This window comes from Lysinibacillus sp. CD3-6, from assembly GCF_006351725.2.
Taxonomy (GTDB): Bacteria; Bacillota; Bacilli; order Bacillales_A; family Planococcaceae; genus Lysinibacillus.
Window position 1 is genome coordinate 3084398 of sequence record NZ_CP085880.1, and the last position, 22463, is coordinate 3106860.

Genomic DNA, 22463 nt, shown 5'->3' on the forward strand with positions numbered 1-22463 from the left:
CCTCACTAATTTGCACGTACTTCAGTTCCTTTAATCTCCATTTTGTCTTCCATCTTGATTGAATTGTCTTTACATGTCATCTCAATTTTCTCATTGGCATTTATCATAATTTGCTTAGCATTTATCACGACTTTATCTGTTGCTTTTAAGTTAATATTTTTATCACTAATAATTGAAATACCATTATCATCCATCAGTGTAATCATTAATCCTCCACCAGAAATAACAATGCGATCAGGTGCAAGTAGAATTTGTTTACCATGCTTTGTTCTGAGTGTTTTTACATCAGGATCAGCCATGCGCCCTGGATCTTGGCGGCTATCTTCTGGTGGTGAAGCACCGCCTCCTCCCCCCTGACTAGAAGGATTCGTTGCTGATAACATTGCCCCAGATTGTGGCGGTGCTTTGGACACAGAGCTAATGGCAATTCCTTCATCCTCACGGTTGCTTGGGAAGTAGATTCTAACATTGTCAGATAACTCAGGCATAAAATACCAACCTGTGTTATCCTCTGATGCATAGATCGTTGAGTATGGAAACCAGTACGCCTTATTTTTTTCTTGCCCCTCATCGAAATCAACATGTATACGAATTTTGTCTCCTGCCACATCAATGACTTTTCCTTGGATAGATGCACCAATAATCGCTTGATTATAAGTCGTGTGGACACTGAAGCCGTTCTGAGGTGTGAGCGTATAAATATGTTTTAATAATCCATTTTTAAGCTTGGAGACAATTTTGAAAACATATAGTTTTTTTGATTGAAACGTAACTTCATTGCCGATTTTGAAGAGTTGCGGCGATTCTACTTCATAGTACATGTAGTCACTAGCGGTAATACTATCGAGATGATTTTTACTTGAGATAAGGAAATTGCCGATTGCTTTTTTAACTCGGTAATTTATTGCATCCATTTTTTGCACCGCACCTGCTTGGAATGGTACGCCAAAGTAAAATTTTGCGGCGCCATGAACTGCGTCTGGCACTAAGCCTGTATGAAATCGCGATGCCATGCGTTTTAGAAACTCCCAGTCCGTCTCTAAATATTGCATCGTAAAGTTACCAATACTAGCGCCTTTTGTGACATGATCCATAAAATCGGCGCCTGGTTGATCGGCAATACATTCCTTTATTAACTCGGTATAGGGCATTTTGGCATTTTGGTACGTTTGGTTTTTCTTCTTCACATCTAACACATACGTATGCGAAACCGCCTTTACCTCCAAATAATACGTCTCCATTACCGATTTCACTTGTACATCCAATGCTAGTCCATTAAAAATTGGCGTCGATTGTCCCGTACTATCCATTTGCAGTACTTCAATGGCCGTCTCTGCGTCCGTCATATAAACGTAAGAATCTTCCATTTCATCTGGAATGACGCCTGTTAAACGCAATGTTGCATGCTCATTCATTTGTTGTGTCATTTCGATTTCACTCACGCGGATATTGTAAGGCATCACAATCATATCTTTATACGTCAAAGCTGTTTCCTTTGCCATCACACAACACCTTCTCCATTTAATGATTTACTTTCGATTGCGATTGTTTCTAACATGCCATAAGCAATCGGTTGCCAAATATTCATTTCTTTTTTCAAGCAATTAACTGAGCCAGTTGCCACATTGTCGCCTACTATAAACAAAAACATTAAATTATAAATCTTGTTATCGAGTGCCTTCGAAATAAAATCAAAATAGCCAATTTGGTGTCCGTTCACTTCTTTCATGCCGATATCCAACATTTCTGCATCTAGCTGTAATTTTTGTAGGATAGTCATCATCGTTTCTGTAAAATCTTCTAATTCCTCTTCTTGTAGCTGTTGCTCCATTATTTTCATCGTGACATTAATGGACGTACTTTCGCTTGTATAGATGTAATCAGGTCTACGGCTTGAAGGGTATTTAATATCCTTTAAATCGGGTTCCATCTCTTCAAAGGCTGTAGGAATACACATCCGTATTTGTTCGTCGTAAAAAGGAAGCTCTGCAAATTCAATTATTTCATCGTCAATCGCAAGCTGACCCGCTTGAATCGCTTTTACAATGTCCGTTTGCAATAATTGGTTTTCAATGTTTTCCGTTCGTTTTTTTTGCCTTGCATGCTTCGTCATTTCAATAATTTCTTCATCCTTAAAATGCATTCTATTCGCCCCCTTTGTTTTTACAGTCTTTTGAGTATACATTGTTGCTTGCTCTTCACTTTTGCTGATGTAACAAAAACCTTCTCTTTCAATCTTGTAAAAATGCTTACAGACTACTAGCTAGTCAACGATCACACGCTTCGGTCGTCCTTGACTGAGTCCTTTCATCCGACCACCACCTTTAGCTTCCATTAAAATACGATTCAAGTATTTATGAATTTGACTATTCGTAAGCGATTGATAGTCTAGCTCTAGTCGATTGCAAATATAGAAATCAATCGCATCTCGTTGCACCCGCTCCTGATTGATGCACTCCATGGCAAAGGCTATATCATACGGATTGGTTGGTCGATTTTTTAACAGCTCGCGTGCAAAATATTGCAAAATCAGTGGGTGGTATGTGCTTTTTTGTAAGCCTGCATACTGGCAGTGAAGATAATTCACTGTGTTGAATTCAGTGGCAAAGTCGAAAAAATCGATATGCTGTGAGCGCAGCTTAGCACCTAACTTTAATTTAAAGCGCGCTAATTCTAGCTCATTATGTGCAAGCTCTAACGAATCATCTAAGACAATCTGTGATGTATGTTTGCTAAAATCTAAGTCATTTACTTCCTCAGCAAATCGTACTTTTAAGATTGTTTCATTTCCTGTTGCTTCATAAGGGAGCTCAAAGCTATCCGTTAGCATATAAAGACTGCCATTATGCTTCATAATGCCGTTTGAAATGATTAGCAGTGTATCCGCTACAGTGATTTTGGCCCCAGCAATAATGCCGTTTGAATAATCTTGAAAATAAATATCTAAAAATTCTCTTGGGAAATCTCGTAAATTTTCCAGCATTTCTCGCTTTAAAATGCGACCTTTTTGAAAATGTGGATATTGATTGGCAAACAAGCTGTCATCCACCTCTATTCTTGTTTTCACTTGTGTGCGCTTTCCTTACTTTAAGCCGTCAAAGAAATCCAACTCTGATAAATCCGTTTCAAAAGCAAAGAATTCCTTTTTGCCGATGTACAGTTGTTCTTCACGTCTAGCAACAGGGACAACATGGAAACCCCAGTGATCTTCTCCTGCGAAGACAAAAAATTTCACTTCCCCATTCATAATGGAATCTGTCTCGTCCTGTGGTATTTTATGTTGATAATTAGCCGCTATATTGTCATAAAGAACAGGCACATACTCTTCCTGGCGATTAACGTAATTGTATTTATAGGATGATTGATTGTCCGTACCTGTTAGGAAGAATTCAACTTCCGTTACACCCCATGGTCTAGAAATAGTGCCATGAATTTGGTTAAGTCGCTCTAGACTGCTAATTAGAAGTTTTTCCTGACGATTATGGGTAAAGGCACTTACTGCATAAGGTACGACAGGTGCATGATTCGTCACGGTTGTTTCAATCATGCCTATCTTCTTCGCATTTAAATAGCGAAGTGCTCCTCTTAGGCAGGCTAGCTTTAACTCTGGCACTTTCCCAATATTTTCAGCCTTCTGTCTAAATTCAATGCTTCGTCCTGGTACAAACTCCTTTAAAGCCTCGCGAAAAGCATCAATTTTACACGATTGGCCTGTTAGCTTAATAATGGAATATTCACTGAGAAGTCCATTTTCGTAAAACTCTTCTAAAAACTCTCGCACAATATCATAAATATCCGCTTTAATTAGATGGTTAATTTCCTTAATATTAAAAAAGACGTTCGGATAATCATACACATCTTTGAATTGATTGTTTTCTACTAATGATAGGCACCATCGGTCAACAGCCGTTACATTCAAGTCACTGTCCTGCTGCAAATCGTTTTCCGAATAAAAGCGGCTGCGTAAAATGCCTGTTTTGCGGAAAAATTCCTTCTTCATTTCCTCCGCCATTTCCCATAAGAAATAATAATTATTACGTACACGTAAGTATTCATCACGTGTGCGATTTTCGTATTCCTTAAAGCGTGTCGGAATAATATACTCGGCATCTGAAAAGGCTTTTTCAAATTGCTCGTAAACAGCATCTACACCATGATCGTCTACATATCGGTAAATATCCTTGCCTGGAATATCAATTAATGCATCAATGTCATAGGCATTTTTTCCTCGGCTATAATAGTTTGCAAAAACAATCTTCATAAATTGAAAAATGCGATATGTAATATTGTTGCCACCAAAATTGGTATCACCATTTTCATAGGTTGTATGAATATCGATTTTGTATGAAATATGCCCGTCCTCTATGCGGAACTTACACGATGAAAGGTCTGTTGTTCCACCACCACAATCAATGACGAGTGCTTTATATTCCTTTTCATCTAAAAAGCTATTATTCTCTATTTGATTGGCGATTGTATTATAAAGAACTGCCATCCCTTCATCGAGTGCATGCTCTGTTTCGATGTTGTATTCAGGTAGGATCGCCTGAAACATGTCCAAAAATTGCGTTTTTAGCTTTACAGGACTAGAAATATGTAAATGCGCAAAGCGACATTTAAATTGATGTTCTGCCATTCGAATAATATAAAGCATAAATTCCCTTAAAATTTGGCTTCGTGGCACAAGTGCTGTATTGCCGTTTGCATCCATAATCTCTTCTGATTTTGTATAATTACTTACCCACCGTTTAATGCCTTGGAATTTCGTTGCTAATGACGTATAGCTATTCTTTTTCATCATTTTTAATGCTTCATAGCCGTAGTAATAGCTCACTTGGTCTTGATTTGAACAATCTGCCACTGTCATCACTGTTGGGACAACTTCAATCCATTCATTTTGGTGGAGCGGGTCTGGAAATTGCACAAAATTGATGCTGTTTAGCTGAATTCTGTTATTTAATAAATCATGGCTACAAGGAGAGGACACATAATCATTTTCTAAATAAACACCCGCAGTTGTATTCGTCGTGCCAAAGTCGATAGCAAGAATCGCATTGGTTGTTTCTAGCTGCTTTATCTCTAAATCTTGTATTGGTACTTTATAGTAGTGAAGATTTGTCGGCGGAAGTGGGGTCTCTTGATAGTAAATTTTATAAATATACTCTGAATCTTGCTTTCGTAAAAAAATAAAGCTGTAGTTTTTATTTTTTGTCTTCTGAATTCCTATTGCTTCATCTGCAGCAAAATAGTATTTGTTAGGGCGCTGGTCATCCTTTATGACATTCAGGATGGCGCAAAGTTGTAACTCATCATTTACGAGCAAGACATTCGATTCAACAAGAAACCCACCTGTTTCTACATAATACTGATCTGGCTTATCCATTTTCATACCGCTATATAAGCTCATTTTGGCAGGAATTTTTATTTCACCATTGTCTGACATAGGTGTTTTTAAATAGGTTTGCATAGCCGCTTCGACTCTTTCAAACCCTCCGTCTTTGTTTTCTTTAATAAGAAGGTTTTCTTCGGCCCCACGATATCTTAAAATTTTGTCGATTAACTCGTCTCTCGTTAGTGTATTAATAAGCCCAGTCACAAGTTTTTCCTTATAACAAATATTTCGAAGCTGAAATGTGGTCATTTCCATTAGCTCTACACGTGTAAATGTCATATACTTTTTTTCTGCAAAGCGATTATTCACATTCAGCTTATATGAATATTTAGTCGTCATTCCAAATCCCTCCTTTTGCCCCGTTTAGTATAGAGCTATGCGATCTAGCATCATCGTTTGCTCTGCATCAATAATGCCGAAGTGATATTGCCAATAAACCTCTAATTGAAAGCCAATTGGCAAAAAGATTTCTTGTATAAGCTGCACTTTTTGCTCATTTTGTTGTGTCTTCTTTTGACTTATATAAATAAGCAGTTCATCCTGTTCCTCGGATTTTATATAGATCAAGCAACCTTTAAAGAGCCTTTTTAAAGTGTCTTTTAATAAGTAAATTTCTTCACCTGTCTGGTAAAGCTTTAGTATGTTCAGTACAACTATTTCTTGCTCCTTTTTGGAAAAGGCATGAATATTTCGACGCACTACATTACCAAATACATTGGCTTCCATATCTTTTAAAATAAAGCGAATATAAAATTCCATTGTGTTCATTCCTTGCATCCGATCAATTTCGGCTAAGAAATGCAAAACGATGTCGAAAAGGTATTCTCTAAATTCTCTATCTGAATAATTATCAGGATGAAACAAGTTGTTAAAAATGCCAAAATAGCGGTAATATGGATTCACCTCAACATGCTGTTCAACATACTGTGCATTTAAAATAGGAAGACTAAGCTCCATATAAGGCGAATACGTTTCAGCAAGGTAAAAATAAATATCCTTTTTAGAAAGCCCTTCATCTTCGGCTTTAATAAGCAAATCCCAAATATAATTCATAGCCAAACACCTACACATTTATATTCAAAGAAATGTCGTTGTACTTCTGATACTAAGAAGCTTAAAATGTCATTCGCTAAAAAGTCTTTTTCCTCTTTTGCCTTAAACTTTAAAAGCATTATTTTTTTATGGCTATGTTCGCCTAGCATCTCTGTTATGAAAGGGTTCGTACAGTAGGTAAAGCTTGCTTCTAAAAATGAATTGACTATTTCAATATCAACAAGCTCAAATTTATTTGCCGCATCGAAGGTGTTTACCATCCGAATAATTTCCCCCTTCGTTTTGACATTTGAAGAATGCTTACTAGCAAATTTAGACGTAAAATGCTCTATTCGCCGATTGGAGACAAGCTCGAAATTTAGCTTACCTAGCTTCTCTTCTTCCATTTTCACTACTTTTAATAGCTTCCAAATCCCTGACTTATCTTGTGGCGAAACAACCGTTAATTCATTGTCTGTTCGTTTGATGTAGCGAACATTCTCCACATCTGCTTCTATAAGATAGCCATGTTCATTTCCCATTTTCCGAATTGAAAGGACATGCTCATAATTCACCTTATCGATTGCTGGAACAGGAAACCCAATATTTTTGACTTCATGCCGTTCAATATTCCAAAGCGGTACTACATTCAGTCGTTTGTTTACCTCATATTCTTCTAAATCAACATTAATTTGAGTAATTTCCGCATCCTCGTTCAAAGGGGAACACTTCACTAAATTGACATTAAAAAACTTATAGGCGAATGGATGATTGATTGTTTTCCATGGCAATCCATTTATTTGAAAGATCGGATATAGCTTGTTGATTTCTTGCAAATAGTCAGTATTTCTTGTAAGGCTAACTTGAATCGATATTGGCCCTGCTGTCGTTACAATGGTTCCGTTAAACAACCGTTCCTCAGCTAGTAACTGCTGAATTTGGACCGAATCACATGCGAGAAATAATGAAAACAGTACTGCTTGTTCATTGCGTTCAAGCGATTGCAGCAATTTATTTAGTTGAATTGTTTTACTTTCTAAATCAGCTGGTCTCATCGGAAATAAACATTGATGAATTGGATCAATATCCTCCTGATGACTAAGCGTTACAAAAATATCAAATCGATTCTCCACATCTTCCATCTCATTAAAAACACGCTCTTCAAGCTTGTTGTTCATTTCCTCCTGATAGTCGATTAAATTTACAAAAACGCCACTTACAATATCTTTTAGTAGTTGACGTTGCTCCAAATCTTCAATTTTGCGTAATCGTTCAATCATGAGCTCTTTTATCAATTTATTTTCCCTCTTTCATCACTTCTGCATCGGATGGTTCACCGCTTGCTGGCCCTGTCTCCATAGGAAGTGCCGCTTCAAAAGACGGGTCGCTTGTAGCAGCTTGAGGAGTAGGGTTTAATTTATCATTGGCATTCATAATTTTTCGCTCAAGCCCTAACACTTTTGCGATTAGTTCCGTTTCCTGATAAATTTCTTGAGCCAATGTGTACGATTCAATTGCTTTCTCATAATCTAAGCGCGCATAGCTTTGATCGCCATTTTTTTCTAATCCTTCAGCTTGTAATTCTTTCTGTGCCTTTTTCAATTCGGCAATTTTAGCTTCTGTTTCTTCAATTTTAGTTTTTATTTGAGGCTCGCCCGTAAATGAGATTGCTAGGGACTTTTTTCTTGCCTTTTGATAGTTTCCTAGGGCTCCATTGTAATCTTCTGCATCAAATTGAAAATCTCCATCCTTTACTGTTTCAGCAATTTGTACAATGGTATCCATATTGGCGATGCGTTGTTCCGTTACTTCTTTTCCAAAGTTTTTAATAAGCTTGCCTTCTTTTTTTGCCTTTTCGTATTGTTCAAGCGCTTCTGTAAATTTCCCCGCCTCGGCTGATTTATCGCCATTGATGATTAGGTCCGTAATTCTTAACTTTTTCGCGAGTAAATTTCTATGTATTGGATCCTTCAATTTTTTGGCCGCATTTCTGCCCTCACTATATTCAAGAAGCGCCTTGTCGTAATTGCCGTCTTGGAAATATAGGTTGCCACTCTTTTCATGATCCTTCATCTCAATCGTTAATTCTGCCATTTTTTTCGCTTGCTTTGCCTGATAAAAAATCGTACTACCACCAACGACTAAAGTTACGACTAATGCAGCCGCAATCATTTTAATGTATTTCATTTTTTTCTTATTTGTTTCCTGATAAACCTTGTTAACAAATATAGCGGCGATTGTGTAATTATTGACGACTTTCCTTTGCCTACTTAGAAGCACTTCTTCTAATAAATCAGTGTATTGCTCAGGATCTTTCGTTTCCTCCAAAGCATCTGCCATTTCAATTTCACTGACATCTTCCCAAAAGCCTGCTGTGCTAAGCACTAATACATCGCCATCGATTAACTTCATTTTCTTTGAAATAAATGGCGTAAAATCATTCGGCTTCCCAAGATAATTGAGTAAGTTGCTTCTTTCCTCATGCTGGCTTATATCGAGCGAACGATCCCTACTATTAACGATTTCCTGTGCTAAACTTTGATCAGTGCTTTTATACGTTAAAGTGCCATTACGAAAATGATAAAGCCTCGAATTTCCTGCAACTGCCACAATCATTTTTGAGTAATCGGATACAACCATTACAATACTAGCCTTCAACCGAACCCTTAAGCTTTGTGCTTGCATGATAGCTTGCGCATTTTTTAAATATTTTTTAATCGCTCTTCTGGACATTGACGGCTTTTCCATAAATTTTTCGAGAATACCTTTGACCGCTAATTCTGCACTATTGATTTCTTGATCGGAATCCAACCCTTTGACCGCCACCCAACAAGCAACATCATCTAGCTCAGCATAGGCAAAGTAATCTTTATTTTGCATAAAAGAGCCTGCTTCCGATAAAAAGCTTGTTTTAAAGTCGCTGTTTTCCTTTCTCATCATTCCACCTCCTTAACCTAAACGGGTTACCATGTTTTTTCTAAAATTACGATTGTAGCATTGTCTTGATTTTTTAAGCGTTTTTGTTCCACGGCTTTAATAATGTCTTGCGCAATATCATATGGTGGGGCATGCTGTGAAAGCATTTTTTCCAATTCTACTTCTGTTAAAGTATCGTAGACACCATCACTGAATAGACAAACCTTGTCACCATTTCTTAGCTGAATAGGTTTCTCTCCTATATCTAGATTTTTAAATCCTTCGTAACCTAAATAATTGATCAGTCTCTTTTTCAGTGGGTTTTCTTGCACCTCTAATTGAGAAATTTCCCCTGAAATATAGCGTTCCTTTAATACTGATTCAAAAATATGTTTTTGATTGATTGCGATGAATTCCCCATTTCGAAAGATTGAAATTACACTATCCCCGACAGCCCCCCAATGTAAGTAACCATGCTCATCAATAACTGCCGCTACTAATGTAGTTCCACCATTAGAGCCATTTAAATTTTCTAGAATCATGCCATTGCTCGTTAAGGCCGTTTCCTTAAAATAAGACCGTATATTTGCTATACTAGTTAGCTTCATAAACTTATGAATAAATGTCGTAACTGCAACTGTACTAGCCATTCTGCCATTTGCTAATCCACTGATGCCATCAGCAAGAACCGCCATCGTGCCAACGGGTGTTTCAACAGTCGAAAAATAGTCATCCTGTTCATCTCGCCTACCAATGGTTTGCCCATTTCCAATCGCAATCTTGCTCGTTTCTTTTTTATGCATTAGTATTTTGCGCAGTATAAGTAAAGCAATGATGACAATGATGAAAGCAAGTGCAATCATGTAAGATAGTAGTGTCTGATCCATTTTTCATCATTCCTCGCTTTGGTTGTTTTCCCATTCAAAATGCACACCACATAGAGGAATAAATAGAAACATACTTGTACCAAGTTGTATAACGTCATATGCTGCTAACTCTGTTGGTGTATAAACCGCTTCATTATTTAAATAAGCTAAACCTGATGCATCCCCAGGCAGCAAATAGAAGTTTCTTTTTTTAGGGTCATAGACAATAACTGCATGATTACGTTTCGAAATGCTATTGTCGCCAATAATGCGGATATGCATATCTTCTGCTCGTCCGATAAAGTTCTTTTCAGATAAAATCCGATAATCTCGTCCCATTGGAGGTCCTTCAATACAAACTAACCATCCTGTGACAGGGTCAATCCCATCCATTTCGCCAAGATACGGCATCGTTTTATCATCCACTTCTGCAACAGCCGTAGCCGTCGTTACTCTTGGTTCTTGCTCTACCATGACATTGCAATAAGGACAAACATTTCTATGTCTTCTTGAACTAAACATGTGACCATTCGTACATCTAATCAAACTCATATTGTTATCCTCCATCTTCGTTACGAATCTAGCTTTTCTTTATTTTGCTAAAATTCTAGTATTTGCTATGTATATAATATCTCCACTATTTAATCGATAAGGGCTTTCCTGTTTTAAACTACTTTTCACACGCTTATGCGCTTTTTTAATGCCTACACCGTTCACAGAGTCAATATCTTCTATGTACCACATATCGGATACACAATTTAAAACAGCATGCTCGTAATTTATGAGCGATTCGTATTCTGTGCCATTTAAATCTATATCTACCTCTCGTTCAGTTGAGCTCTTCCCAATGAGCAATGAGGTTTTTCCTTCTAACAGCCACTCTTCAATTTCTGCTCCACGTTCGTTCAGTAATACAATTTTCTGAATGTTCGCATCTGTAAATTCATAGATTGTCTCTTTTGCTTCATATTTTATTAATCCATAAACAAGGACAATGATGACCATCATAGTGCCAATGATTGTTTTCAAAAGAAAATTTTGATTCATAACAAATACATATAAAATAAAAAAGAAGGCAATGATCACAATGATAATATCGATAATTTTAATTATCATTTGGTTATTGGCATTGTGCGTATTTACTTCCATTGCATTTTTTATGTCATTCACGAAAACACGCTCCTCCACGCTAGGGTTTACTTGTTAAAAAATCGTTCGAATAATTCCGTTGTATCTAGAGGGTTTTTCTTTGCTGTTTTATGAAGTGTTGACGACGTTTCCTTCGTTTTTGGATTAAAACCAAAAAAATGCTCAAATTTTTTCTCGATATCATTCATATTAAACTCTTGCTTATGGGTAGTTGTTCGATCTTTCGTTTTCGTTGCCTGTTCGAATGTTTGCCCACCGCTTTGCGCTGCACCATCAAGACGTGCATCATATGCTTCTCTAGAAGACGTATCCTTTAATACTTTATAGGCCTCTTGTACGTCTAAAAAGATTTGCTCCGACTCTTTATTGCCTCCACTTACGTCAGGATGATGTTTTTTCGATAATTTCCTATATGCGAGCTTAATTTGGTCTTGTGTTGCTTGTCTGCTAACACCTAAAATTTCATAATGATTTTTCACTATTTTTCATCCCCTGTATTAGGATTATTCAAAATTATCTAAGGAACTATATAGTCCCTTAGATAATGTGTTGTGACCTATCAAACTTCTACTTAAACAGCGTAGCCGCCTTCGATTTTCGCAAGATCTGTTTTATCTTTCTTCTGCTTAATGAATAAGTAGAATTCTCCAATCCCTTCTGTGTCGCCATATCTTTCTGAATAGTCAACAACAAAGGCATTTGGGAAATGGATTTTTCTTACTACTTGATCAGCTGAAATAACTTCTAGTGTTACTTTACGGTAACAGTCTGCCTTTTCAGCAGGGACTAATGACCATAATCCTAATTTCATCGTATCATCTGAATTATCGCCGTCTGTCGCAGTAAGGATTTTCCCCTTAACTTTTAACGTTGCTCCAACATCTGTTGAACGAGCATTCGAGTCATTGGGAGTATCTGTTTCATACTCCACTGTCATAATGCTTTCTAAACCTAATTCAATTGCTTCTGATCCTTCTACTTTTAATACAAAACCCATTCTTATTTCCCTCCTAATATTTTTTGAATGTACTCGTTATACTGAACTTGATAAAATGTCCATGTTTCTAGCTGACTTCATTTCTCGCATAAATTTTGAAAGAATTCCAACGAGAAATATGTATATATTTCATCAAGTCAGTACATCAAGATCATTCATATTTATGTTAAAAGATTTATTTAAAAACAAATCTTAAACATACAATTCTAAAATCGTTGTATGCAGTCTGTTATGGTAATTTTTAAGCTTTCACAGCACTTGTACCTTTAGTAATCATCACTTCAAGATTTTTCACATTGCCGTTAAATACGAGATCAATTTGGCATAAGCTTGTTTTTTCATCAATAATGTAGCCAATGTCATCACCATCATGGATAACGGAGTTTACATAGCCTTTATCATTCAACCACTTACTTTTTTGGCTGCTTGGATTATTACTAAAGAATCGAACAATGTTTTCATGCTTAAAGTCCCCTGATTGGAATCGTAGAATTCTTTCAATATACGTACTCACTTGTGTTTTGTAGATTGAATCAAATCCATCCTCTTCCATCGCTAAGCTTCTTGCTTTATACACTGTAATACGCTTAATATCTTTATCCTGTAGCTGTGCATTTTCTGAAGAAAATACAAAACCAAAGCTTCGGCTATTTATCGCATCTTTAATATTGTTCGTAAATCCAGAAATTTCTTTTGCCATTGTTGTGACAGCTCTTAATGCGTTGTCACCCGCTTCTATATCAAAGCGTACACCTGGATAACTTCTTTTCACATTTCGGAATGACTCCTTCAAATATTCAGGACATTGATAAGCAGACACTATCCCTGCTGCCACATAGCTAGCACCTACATATACGCCTTCTATCCAAAGCTTGAGTATATCTTCCTTTTCTTTCGATAGGCGCGCACCATTTTCGGTTGTTTGCATCCTTGTATCAATTACTACGCCAGACTTGTCTTTCGGAATAATTGTAAAATTCGGTAAGCAAGGAATCGCAAATTCACTGTAATCTTTTCGAAGGAGCACCGAGCATTTATCGATAAGGCGATCAATGCCTGCTGTTGCAATGCCGTTGAAAGTAGTTTCTTCTTCTGTCATAAAGTTAAAGAATATTTGGACTTTATAATCCTTTACTGTATCTAGAAGACTAGATAAGGATTCCATCGTGTTACCTTCTTGCTTTGCAACCTTTTCATTTCCTTTAAATCGAGATCTACTAACTTTCATTTTTCCAGATGCTTCAAGTTCAATTGCTGGAACGATGCCATACCATACAGTATCTGTGAAATCATTTTTTGAATTGACTGTATTTAAATACGTCCGCAACCTTGGTAAATTATTACTCTTAACGAGCATATCCAATTTTGCATTTGTCACTAATAACGAAGGTTGCATACCTTTATTTTTTGTCGCATATTGATCAAAATACATTTTGACACCTATTAGTTTTTCAACTAATGGCTTCACTGTCTTTACAAATTCATCCTTAGCATCCTTATAGAATTCTAAATATGTATTGTAATTTTGCACCTCTGTTTCAACGTCAAATTCTGCTCTTACAGATGGTAATGGCGAGAATGTTCTTACGACTAAATCCTTTACGTAGGAGGATGGTGATTCTGTTATCGCCTCATAGTCTTCCTCAAATACGGTACTCAAACCATAGTTACTATTGTCCTCAATAACCATCAACTCAGAAGTATTCGTTTGAGGTGCCTCAATAATTTTAAGTTCACCCGTATCACCAATTGTTAGGGTTCCGATTTGCAGCTTTTCGGATTCGTTTTCCTCTTGATTAGCACCCAATAATAGTCTTGTTTTAATATCTTCGATTGCTAACGGCAACATAGCCATAACATTGTTATAATTTCGGCTAGCTACTTCGAACATAAGATTTAACTTATCCCCTGTGTCTAGCTTTTTTGGATCGCCTTCGTCTAACTTGTCATATTCTCCATATAAATAATGAATTTCTTTTCTTACTTGGCGAATATCGTCCATTACCTTTTTAGGGGAAATCATATCTAGTAAATTTTCAAATTTAAAGTCTACATTCGTTATTCCTTGGCTTCGCTTTGTATCAATGAGGGTAAATAGCATCTTTAAAAAATCATTGTTTTGATCGATTGCGATTTCGGAAATACAATCTTCTTGAATGCCTTCAGGTTTTTTAAGCGTATACATTACTTTCTGATTTGCAGCATTGTAGAACGAATAGACGGTTGGAGAGAACTTATCTAAAAATTCGTCAAAGCTTTTGACAAGAAGGTATTGATTAATTTCTTTCACTTTTTCATCGCTTAGACTATCAATTCCTTTTACGTCCCCCACTAATGTAATCAAATCCAGTTTTTCAGGATTGATTTCCTCAAAGAGCATTGTTCTGTTTGTTTGATTAATAATCTCCATTTATTCGGCTGTATAACCTACAGCCATCCCTCCTTTTTATTATAAATTCGAGTAAGCATAATCATTAGTGAACACAAACTTTATTTTTACTTTTAAGTAATAAAATTCCAACTAAAGTAAAATAAAATACAGTTTCGTTAAAACTGAAGTTGAAATTTTATTACTATTTTATCTACATCACAAATGACATTATGTATCACAAAGTAACTATACAATATCTAATTTTATTGTCAATATTTACAATAGAATATTATGTAAATTATAGGATACTAATGGTTTTTCGATAAAAATGCGACATTATAAATTTTATGATATTTCTCCAAAAAAAAGTGTAATTATTCATTTTTTTTATTAAAAAAACAGCCTAAAGTGTATTTTAAATACGCCTTTAGCTGTTTAAGTTTGTTCCTAGTTACACTGTAAAATGATAGTATCGGATTATACATCCCATTTAATTGGTTATTTTGTATTATTTACCTTAAAATAGTTCCTTATTCTATTGACAAATTCTTCAAATAGAATAATGCATTTCATAACTTTTAAAGAAGGGCATCTTTTTTTTGCCTGTAAAGCCATTCCCCACATGATCGTATGGGCTAAAAGCATAGTTACCCTTTTATTATATTTTCTTATATGATCAATATTATCCTCAATTAGCCTCTGTGAAATATCAGGTGGAACCATATTTGTTAATAAATAATAAAAAGTTGCTGCTAAACTATACATATCTGTATAGACCCCTTGTACAGAGACATTTGAATATTGCTCAAGAGGAGTGTACCCAGGGCTTATAAAAATTTGATATTCTTTGGCATTTTTATAAAAAATCGCAGATCCAAAGTCTAGTAAAAATGGATTACCCTCTAAATCGATCATAATATTACTCGGTTTAATGTCTCGATGTAGAATACCTTGTTTATGTAGATAACTTAAAGCATCCATTAACGGCAGAAAAATACTAGTGTATAATTGCTCCCTATTATTAAGTGAAATATCTTTTAAATAATGATCTAATAACTTGCCTTCATAATAATCCATTATGATATATAGCGTTCCATTCTCCTCAAAAAAGTCTATAAAATTGACAATATTTCGATGACTTATTTGCTTCATGATGATGGCTTCGTTTAGAAAAGTTGCTTTTAAATCCTCAAATTTTGTTTTGGTAGATGGCAAACGATTTATCACTGCTCTATTATCTAAATCCCGTAATGCAAGTTCCTGTGGGAAAAACTCTTTAATCGTTACCTGCCTGCCTTCATTGAGTGTTTCCGCCAAATAAACAATAGATAATTTACTAGTAGCAATTACTTCTTTTGTTTTATATGTATCATGAAGAATACTATATACAGGTAAGCTTACTTCACATTGAGCCACAGACATTTTCATTTTTCCTCCCTTTCATCAAATTTTGTTGCTCTTAAAACAATAATCATAAAATAGAACGCTATCTCAATATGTAATTATTTTAACTAAAATACAAATTAAAGCAATTATATAAAATTACACCTTTTAATAAAATAATTATTGGATATGAAACTTCCAACTCCATAACATGCCTTTTCTATCCATCAAAATAAAAAACGTCCGATAAGTAACAATCGGACGCTTTTAGTTCAGTTCATTATTTTTGCAATCGAATCTAATTTTCATTGGTTGCTTATCTATCCAAATTATTTTGCCTCAACTATAGCTTCTAATGCGGCTAATCCTTGGCTCAATAACTTAAAGTTTGGACGTTTCATATTGTTTGGTTCTTGTGCAACCATCGCCTGTAAATATCGTTTCAGCTCTTTTGTATAAGCCTTCGTAAATTCCATAAAATCAAATATATATTGCCATTCTTGTGCATCCGAAAACTCATCAAAATTTGTAATGACTATATTTTTCCCCTCTTTTTTATAAGTATAGACATTCGCATTTCCAAAAGTATCAAGAACTCGCTCCTCGCCCGTTTGATATAAATCAATTAATAGGTGATTTAATTCAATCACTATTGTACTGTGCAACGTTGTGGAGAAGAGTAAAGTTTCTTTATTATTTTCAAGTACAAATACTTCTAAATAGCTGTCGAGATAATAATCTGCATGGACGGTTTTATTTTTCAGAACCGATACATCATCTTCTTCTAGATCAAATCTAATTTTCATGTTAATAGTATCTCTCCAAAATTATTCCTGTTTTACATTTTTTTCTAAATCATTTAATCCTTGTCTAAGTAAAATAAAGTTTGGACGTTTCATAATGTTAGCTTCTTCCATTACCATCGCATGCAAATATCGTCGCAGCTCTTTTGTATAAGCCTTCGTAAATTCCATAAAATCAAATGAATATAGCCATTCTTCTGTATTAGAGAATTCATCAAAGTTTGTAATCAGAATATTACCTCCTTCTTTTTTAAATGTATAGATATTGGCATTACCAAAAGTCTCAAGAGTTTGCTCCTTGCCAGTTTGATGCAACTCTATTAATAGTTGATTGAAATCAATAACAATAGTACTGTGCATTGTTGTAAAGAAAAGTAATACTTCCTTATTTTTTTCGATAACAAATACTTCCAAATAGCTATCAAGGTAAAAATCTGCATGAACATTTTTATTTTTAAGCACAGATACATCATTTTCGATATCGAATCTTATTTTCATTTTAAGTCTCCTTTAGTTTATTTTCTTATTACTGATGTCCCACTTCTTGGATAAGATGTTTTAATAATATTATCCTTTGTAACAATTGTTGTCATCTCAGAAATGCCATACTTTTTCGGATGATACGTGTAAACTTTAGTACCATCATTACGAGTACTTTTTAAAGTTCCTTTTTCTAATGATTCCATAATTAAATTTTTAATCTGTGCATCTCCGAGTGCTCTAGGAAATAATGTTGTACCTCTATTTGCAGTAGTGCCCGCAACATGTCTTTTGTAAATGTGCTCCCAACCTGTACTGCTATTTCCATCTAATAAAATCCCTTTGGCATTAAACTTTTGAATTTTACCTAGACCAGCAAAGGCATCAATTTCAGCCGATTTCCCTGATTTCTTCAATAGTGCGAATAATTTTCCTGATTTAACCACTTTCCCCGCTGGAAAGAGAGAAACTAAAGCTATTCCTTTTTCTGTAATGCCAGCATTCGGGTTGAAAATCGTTCTTACATCATCCAGTACTAAAAAGTCTATACCTTCTTTAGCTGCATCTACTGCAAATTGACCAGCTCTTTTAAGCCAACTAACAGTAGATTTTGCCCAGTTCAAAGCTGTATCCACCCATGTGGTAGGTTTTGCAGAAGCACGAGCTGCCAGGAGCATATTTCTTGCTTCACTGGAAATAGCAACGGTGTCACGCTGTGGCATGGCAAAATTTTTAATGCTTTTATCATTGTTTTGGTTTGATGTAGCAATTAATGGATTAGTGCTACTAAATCTTTTCACAGATACATGAGTAGAATGTTGCTGATTAAAGTTAGTATTAATTGACATATAGACCTCCCAATGAAAGTATTAAATTTTACGTATATTATACAATGGTGGTTTTTTCTATAAAATAATAAATTTTTTCGGAATTTCACTCCATCCGAGATATTTTTATCAAAATATTCTACTAGAATACGTTTCAAAGGATTAATATTTTTCTCTTTTCAAGTAACTTCAATTTTCCTCAAATACAAAAAAATGCCCGATCAGTATAGTAAAATACTGGTCGGGCATTGCGTATTATTATGCTTTTTGATAGCGAAGCACTGGTGTACGAGCAGCGCGTGTTTCGTCTAAACGAGTAACGACTGTTGTATGTGGGGCTTCTTGTACGATAGAAGGATTTTCTTCTGCTTCTTTCGCAATTTGAATCATAATGTCGCAGAATGCATCTAATGTTTCTTTTGATTCTGTTTCTGTAGGCTCGATCATTAACGCCTCTTCCACGTTTAGTGGGAAGTACGTTGTTGGTGGATGGTAGCCAAAGTCTAACAGACGTTTTGCAATATCTAATGTACGAACGCCAAGTTTCTTTTGACGACGACCAGATAGCACAAATTCATGCTTACAGTGACGGTTATATGGTAAATCATAGAATGGCTCTAGGCGACGCATCATGTAGTTTGCGTTTAGTACCGCATATTCTGTGACAGCTTTTAAGCCATCTGGACCCATCGTACGAATATACGTATATGCACGTACGTTAATACCGAAGTTACCATAGTAAGGTTTTACGCGACCGATTGATTGTGGACGTTCGTAATCGAAATGGTATGAACCTTCTTCTGTTCTGACAAGTACTGGTTTTGGTAGGAACGGAATTAAATCAGCTTTTACACCTACTGGACCAGAACCTGGTCCACCACCACCGTGTGGACCTGTAAATGTTTTGTGTAAGTTTAAGTGTACACAGTCAAAGCCCATATCGCCAGGACGTGCTTTACTCATAACCGCATTTAAGTTAGCGCCGTCATAGTATACTTTACCGCCAACTTCATGGATAAGCTCTGCCATTTCGATAATATTTTCTTCAAATAGACCAAGCGTATTTGGGTTTGTTAGCATTAATGCCGCTGTATCTGAACCTACTACTTTACGTAAATCTTCGATGTCTACTAAGCCATTTTCATCAGATTTTACTGTAATCGTTTCAAAGCCTGCAACTGTTGCTGATGCAGGATTCGTACCATGAGCTGAATCAGGAACGATAACTTTATTACGATGTCCTTCTCCATTCGCTTCATGGAAAGCACGGATCATCATTAATGCCGTCCATTCGCCATGAGCACCTGCAGCTGGTTGTAATGTCACTTCATCCATTCCTGTAATTTCTACTAAAGATGTTTGAAGTTCATAAAGAAGCTCCATTGCCCCTTGTACTGTTGATTCATCTTGTAATGGATGAACATTAGCAAAACCAGAAAAACGTGCAACTGACTCATTAATTTTTGGGTTATATTTCATCGTACATGAACCAAGTGGATAGAAACCAGAGTCTACACCGTGATTACGACGAGATAACGCAGTGTAATGACGCATAATATCAAGTTCCGCAACTTCTGGTAACTCAGCTGCTTCTTCACGAATTAAGTTTGCAGGAAGTAAATCTGCAAGATCGACTTCTGGTACATCTAAAGCTTCTAAGCTATACCCTACGCGACCTTCTTTTGTAATTTCAAAAATGAGTGATTGATTTTCGTTATGCATTGAGAGCCCCCATTTCTGCAACAAGTGCATCAATTTCTTCCTTCGTGCGTAATTCTGTTACAGCGATTAGTACATGTTGTTTAAGTGAATCGTAAGTTTGACCTAAAGGATAACCGCCGATAATACCTTTTTTAATTAAGCCTTTATTGATTTCTTTCACGCATTTATTTGTTTTCACAACGATTTCGTTAAAATGCGCACCTTGGAAAGCAACGGTAAAGCCTGCCGCTTCAAAGGCATTTTTTGCGTAGCGTGTTTTCGCAATATTTTGCGTAGCCATTTCTCGAACGCCTTGCTTTCCTAAAGCTGTCATTGCAACAGAAGCTGCAAGTGCTAAAAGTGCTTGGTTTGAACAAATGTTAGATGTAGCTTTATCACGACGGATATGTTGTTCACGTGCTTGTAACGTTAACACATAACCACGGCGACCTTCACCATCTACCGTTTCACCAACAAGTCGGCCAGGAACTTTACGCATTAATTTTGTAGTCACCGCGAAGTAACCACAGTGTGGACCACCGAAGCTTTCAGCAATGCCAAATACTTGTGCATCACCAACACAAATATCAGCACCAAGCTTACCTGGAGGTGTTAAAATACCAAGTGCAAGTGGGTTAGATGATACAACAAATAAACTTTTTGCATCATGTGCAATATCACCGATTACTTGTAAATCCTCTACTTGACCAAAGAAGTTTGGATATTGTGCAATAACAGCCGCTGTATTATCATCAATCAGCTCTTTTAAAGCTTCAACATCTGTCACACCATCTTTATGAGGGATTGTTACGATGTCAATTGATTGACCGTATGCATATGTAGCAACGACATCACGATATTCAGGGTGAACCGTTTCAGATACTAAAATTTTCTTACGACGTGTATGTCCTGCAGCTAGCATACCTGCTTCCGCTAGTGCCGTTCCGCCATCATACATAGATGAGTTTGCAAGATCCATTCCTGTAAGCTCAGCAATCATTGTTTGGAATTCAAAAATCGCTTGTAATTCCCCTTGTGAGATTTCAGGTTGGTAAGGTGTGTACGCAGTATAAAACTCTGAACGAGAAATGACATGGTCTACAATAATCGGTTTATAGTGATTGTAGACACCTGCGCCTAAGAATGATACGTTCGCATTCGTATCATTATTTTTTGCAGCAAGGGCTGCTAATTCTTTTAAAAGTGCAGATTCTGATTTTGCTTCTTTAATATCATAAAGGCCTTTGAAACGTACTTTTTCTGGAATATCCTCGAATAACTCATCGACTGATGATACACCAACTACGTCTAACATTTCTTGTTTGTCTTGCTCCGTCATTGGTAAATAACGATGTTTCATAAATGTAGGTCCCTCTTTTCAAATTTTATTTTGAACGCTTATAAAACGGTGTTTCAACTGTCACTACTTTTAAGTGCTTACCACGAATTTCAATTTCCAATTCAGTTCCGATTGTTGCGAATTGACTGTCAATTAATGCGTTACCAACATTACGTTTAGAAGAAGGAAGCTGAGTACCTGTTGTCACTTCACCGATTTCTTTACCATCTTTGAACACTTTGTATCCATGACGTGGAATCCCTTTATCGATCATTTCAATACCTACAATTTTACGCGCTAATCCATTTTCTTTTTGCTCAACTAACGCATCATGACCAATAAAGTCTTCTTTATTTAATTTCACAGCAAAGCCAATGCCCGCTTCAAGTGGTGAAATGGTAGCAGATAGTTCTTGCCCATAAAGTGGCAGTCCTGCTTCAAAGCGTAGAGTATCACGGCAGCCTAAGCCTGCTGGCACAACGCCTTTGTCTTTTCCAGCCTCTAGAATGATATCCCACAATGCTTTAATGTCTGCTGGCGCACCATAAAGTTCAAAGCCATCTTCTCCTGTATAACCACTGCGAGAAACTAATGCTTTATGTCCTGCAATTTCTACATCATCTTGGAAGCGGAAGTATTTAATTGCACTTAAATCCGTTGCTGTTAATGATTGAAGAAGCTCTTCAGCTAATGGCCCTTGTAGAGCGATTTGAGCATATGAATTAGATTGATTGTCAATTGTCACATCATATTGATGTTGGTTTTCCATCATCCAGTCATAATCTTTTTCTATATTTGCCGCATTGACACATAGTAAATAATGATTGTCTGCTAGTTTATAAGTTAATAAATCATCAACAACGCCACCATCTTCATAGCACATCGCATTGTATTGCGCTTGACCTGTAGCAATTTTCGAAATGTCATTTGACAACAGATTTTGTAAAAAATCTAAAGCCTCAGGACCAGTTACTAAAATTTCACCCATGTGTGACACATCAAATAAGCCTGCACGATTACGCACTGCATCATGTTCTTCTTTAATTGAAGAGAATTGTACTGGTAATTCCCATCCACCGAAGTCAATTGTCTTACCACCATACTTTGCATATTCGTCAAATAGAGGTGTACGTTTTAATTCGTTCGTCATTACTATTGCCTCCTTATTGTTAGTATCATTTTTACTGGTAGTAGTTCGTCTGCTTTT

The 22463-nt window shown here is 36.1% G+C and carries 20 protein-coding genes; all 20 read right to left on the reverse strand.

Annotation, left to right across the window (positions count from 1 at the left end; genetic code table 11):
- Positions 1–5: 5 nt before the first annotated feature.
- On the reverse strand, positions 6–1502 hold the full coding sequence (locus FH508_RS15355) for a phage baseplate assembly protein V (protein ID WP_172771978.1): 1497 nt from the start codon (positions 1500–1502) through the stop codon (positions 6–8).
- Positions 1502–2143: a hypothetical protein gene (locus tag FH508_RS15360; protein WP_172771979.1), complete on the reverse strand. Its 642-nt coding sequence runs from the start codon at positions 2141–2143 to the stop codon at positions 1502–1504. Before FH508_RS15360 ends, FH508_RS15355 begins: the two co-directional genes overlap by 1 nt.
- 120 nt (positions 2144–2263) lie before the next feature.
- Positions 2264–3037 carry a DNA and RNA helicase gene (locus tag FH508_RS15365; protein WP_173477641.1) on the reverse strand — a complete coding sequence of 258 codons (774 nt, stop codon included), beginning with the start codon at positions 3035–3037 and terminating at the stop codon, positions 2264–2266.
- Between the two features lie 45 nt (positions 3038–3082).
- A complete protein-coding gene (locus FH508_RS15370; protein ID WP_172771980.1) occupies positions 3083–5731 on the reverse strand; it encodes an acetate and sugar kinases/Hsc70/actin family protein in 2649 nt (882 codons plus the stop codon).
- Between the two features lie 24 nt (positions 5732–5755).
- The gene (locus FH508_RS15375) at positions 5756–6451 is read right to left on the reverse strand and encodes an iron-dependent peroxidase (RefSeq protein WP_172771981.1); all 696 of its coding nucleotides are present in this window, start codon (positions 6449–6451) and stop codon (positions 5756–5758) included.
- Positions 6442–7719, reverse strand: coding sequence for a normocyte-binding protein (locus FH508_RS15380; RefSeq protein ID WP_228134111.1), 1278 nt, complete (start codon positions 7717–7719; stop codon positions 6442–6444). The genes FH508_RS15375 and FH508_RS15380 overlap by 10 nt, the downstream gene beginning before the upstream one ends.
- Position 7720: 1 nt before the next feature.
- Positions 7721–9364, reverse strand: a complete 1644-nt coding sequence (locus FH508_RS15385) for a PP2C family protein-serine/threonine phosphatase (RefSeq protein ID WP_228134112.1) — start codon at positions 9362–9364, stop codon at positions 7721–7723.
- A gap of 23 nt (positions 9365–9387) precedes the next feature.
- Positions 9388–10227 (reverse strand): PP2C family protein-serine/threonine phosphatase, encoded by an 840-nt coding sequence (locus tag FH508_RS15390; protein WP_172771982.1) that lies wholly within the window; start codon positions 10225–10227, stop codon positions 9388–9390.
- Between the two features lie 6 nt (positions 10228–10233).
- Positions 10234–10758 carry an FHA domain-containing protein gene (locus FH508_RS15395; protein WP_172771983.1) on the reverse strand — a complete coding sequence of 175 codons (525 nt, stop codon included), beginning with the start codon at positions 10756–10758 and terminating at the stop codon, positions 10234–10236.
- A 39-nt stretch (positions 10759–10797) separates the two neighbouring features.
- The gene (locus FH508_RS15400) at positions 10798–11376 is read right to left on the reverse strand and encodes an FHA domain-containing protein (protein WP_228134113.1); all 579 of its coding nucleotides are present in this window, start codon (positions 11374–11376) and stop codon (positions 10798–10800) included.
- A 26-nt stretch (positions 11377–11402) separates the two neighbouring features.
- On the reverse strand, positions 11403–11834 hold the full coding sequence (locus FH508_RS15405; RefSeq protein ID WP_172771984.1) for a J domain-containing protein: 432 nt from the start codon (positions 11832–11834) through the stop codon (positions 11403–11405).
- Positions 11835–11926: 92 nt separating this feature from the next.
- Positions 11927–12352 carry a hypothetical protein gene (locus tag FH508_RS15410; RefSeq protein ID WP_025219974.1) on the reverse strand — a complete coding sequence of 142 codons (426 nt, stop codon included), beginning with the start codon at positions 12350–12352 and terminating at the stop codon, positions 11927–11929.
- 241 nt (positions 12353–12593) lie between these two features.
- Positions 12594–14762, reverse strand: a complete 2169-nt coding sequence (locus FH508_RS15415; RefSeq protein WP_172771985.1) for a transcriptional regulator — start codon at positions 14760–14762, stop codon at positions 12594–12596.
- Between the two features lie 459 nt (positions 14763–15221).
- Positions 15222–16145, reverse strand: coding sequence for a serine/threonine-protein kinase (locus FH508_RS15420; RefSeq protein ID WP_139859873.1), 924 nt, complete (start codon positions 16143–16145; stop codon positions 15222–15224).
- Positions 16146–16435: 290 nt separating this feature from the next.
- On the reverse strand, positions 16436–16912 hold the full coding sequence (locus tag FH508_RS15425; RefSeq protein WP_139859872.1) for a hypothetical protein: 477 nt from the start codon (positions 16910–16912) through the stop codon (positions 16436–16438).
- A gap of 21 nt (positions 16913–16933) precedes the next feature.
- Positions 16934–17407 (reverse strand): hypothetical protein, encoded by a 474-nt coding sequence (locus FH508_RS15430; protein ID WP_139859870.1) that lies wholly within the window; start codon positions 17405–17407, stop codon positions 16934–16936.
- 17 nt (positions 17408–17424) lie between these two features.
- A complete protein-coding gene (locus FH508_RS15435; RefSeq protein WP_139859868.1) occupies positions 17425–18237 on the reverse strand; it encodes a hypothetical protein in 813 nt (270 codons plus the stop codon).
- Between the two features lie 237 nt (positions 18238–18474).
- Positions 18475–19938, reverse strand: a complete 1464-nt coding sequence (gene gcvPB / locus FH508_RS15440; protein ID WP_172771986.1) for an aminomethyl-transferring glycine dehydrogenase subunit GcvPB — start codon at positions 19936–19938, stop codon at positions 18475–18477.
- Complete coding sequence (gene gcvPA / locus FH508_RS15445; RefSeq protein ID WP_172771987.1) at positions 19931–21277, reverse strand: aminomethyl-transferring glycine dehydrogenase subunit GcvPA; 1347 nt, start codon at positions 21275–21277, stop codon at positions 19931–19933. Before gcvPA ends, gcvPB begins: the two co-directional genes overlap by 8 nt.
- Positions 21278–21302: 25 nt before the next feature.
- Positions 21303–22406, reverse strand: coding sequence for a glycine cleavage system aminomethyltransferase GcvT (gcvT, locus tag FH508_RS15450; RefSeq protein WP_172771988.1), 1104 nt, complete (start codon positions 22404–22406; stop codon positions 21303–21305).
- Positions 22407–22463: the final 57 nt, after the last annotated feature.

Bases quoted from the DNA above. Each gene is read 5' to 3' on its own strand.
- FH508_RS15355 (WP_172771978.1), bottom strand. From the start codon at position 1,502: ATGGCAAAGGAAACAGCTTTGACGTATAAAGATATGATTGTGATGCCT.
- gcvT (WP_172771988.1), bottom strand. From the start codon at position 22,406: ATGACGAACGAATTAAAACGTACACCTCTATTTGACGAATATGCAAAG.
- gcvPB (WP_172771986.1), bottom strand. From the start codon at position 19,938: ATGCATAACGAAAATCAATCACTCATTTTTGAAATTACAAAAGAAGGT.
- gcvPA (WP_172771987.1), bottom strand. From the start codon at position 21,277: ATGAAACATCGTTATTTACCAATGACGGAGCAAGACAAACAAGAAATG.
- FH508_RS15415 (WP_172771985.1), bottom strand. From the start codon at position 14,762: ATGGAGATTATTAATCAAACAAACAGAACAATGCTCTTTGAGGAAATC.
- FH508_RS15370 (WP_172771980.1), bottom strand. From the start codon at position 5,731: ATGACGACTAAATATTCATATAAGCTGAATGTGAATAATCGCTTTGCA.
- FH508_RS15385 (WP_228134112.1), bottom strand. From the start codon at position 9,364: ATGATGAGAAAGGAAAACAGCGACTTTAAAACAAGCTTTTTATCGGAA.
- FH508_RS15395 (WP_172771983.1), bottom strand. From the start codon at position 10,758: ATGAGTTTGATTAGATGTACGAATGGTCACATGTTTAGTTCAAGAAGA.
- FH508_RS15390 (WP_172771982.1), bottom strand. From the start codon at position 10,227: ATGGATCAGACACTACTATCTTACATGATTGCACTTGCTTTCATCATT.
- FH508_RS15360 (WP_172771979.1), bottom strand. From the start codon at position 2,143: ATGCATTTTAAGGATGAAGAAATTATTGAAATGACGAAGCATGCAAGG.
- FH508_RS15435 (WP_139859868.1), bottom strand. From the start codon at position 18,237: ATGTCAATTAATACTAACTTTAATCAGCAACATTCTACTCATGTATCT.
- FH508_RS15430 (WP_139859870.1), bottom strand. From the start codon at position 17,407: ATGAAAATAAGATTCGATATCGAAAATGATGTATCTGTGCTTAAAAAT.
- FH508_RS15410 (WP_025219974.1), bottom strand. From the start codon at position 12,352: ATGGGTTTTGTATTAAAAGTAGAAGGATCAGAAGCAATTGAATTAGGT.
- FH508_RS15420 (WP_139859873.1), bottom strand. From the start codon at position 16,145: ATGTCTGTGGCTCAATGTGAAGTAAGCTTACCTGTATATAGTATTCTT.
- FH508_RS15425 (WP_139859872.1), bottom strand. From the start codon at position 16,912: ATGAAAATTAGATTTGATCTAGAAGAAGATGATGTATCGGTTCTGAAA.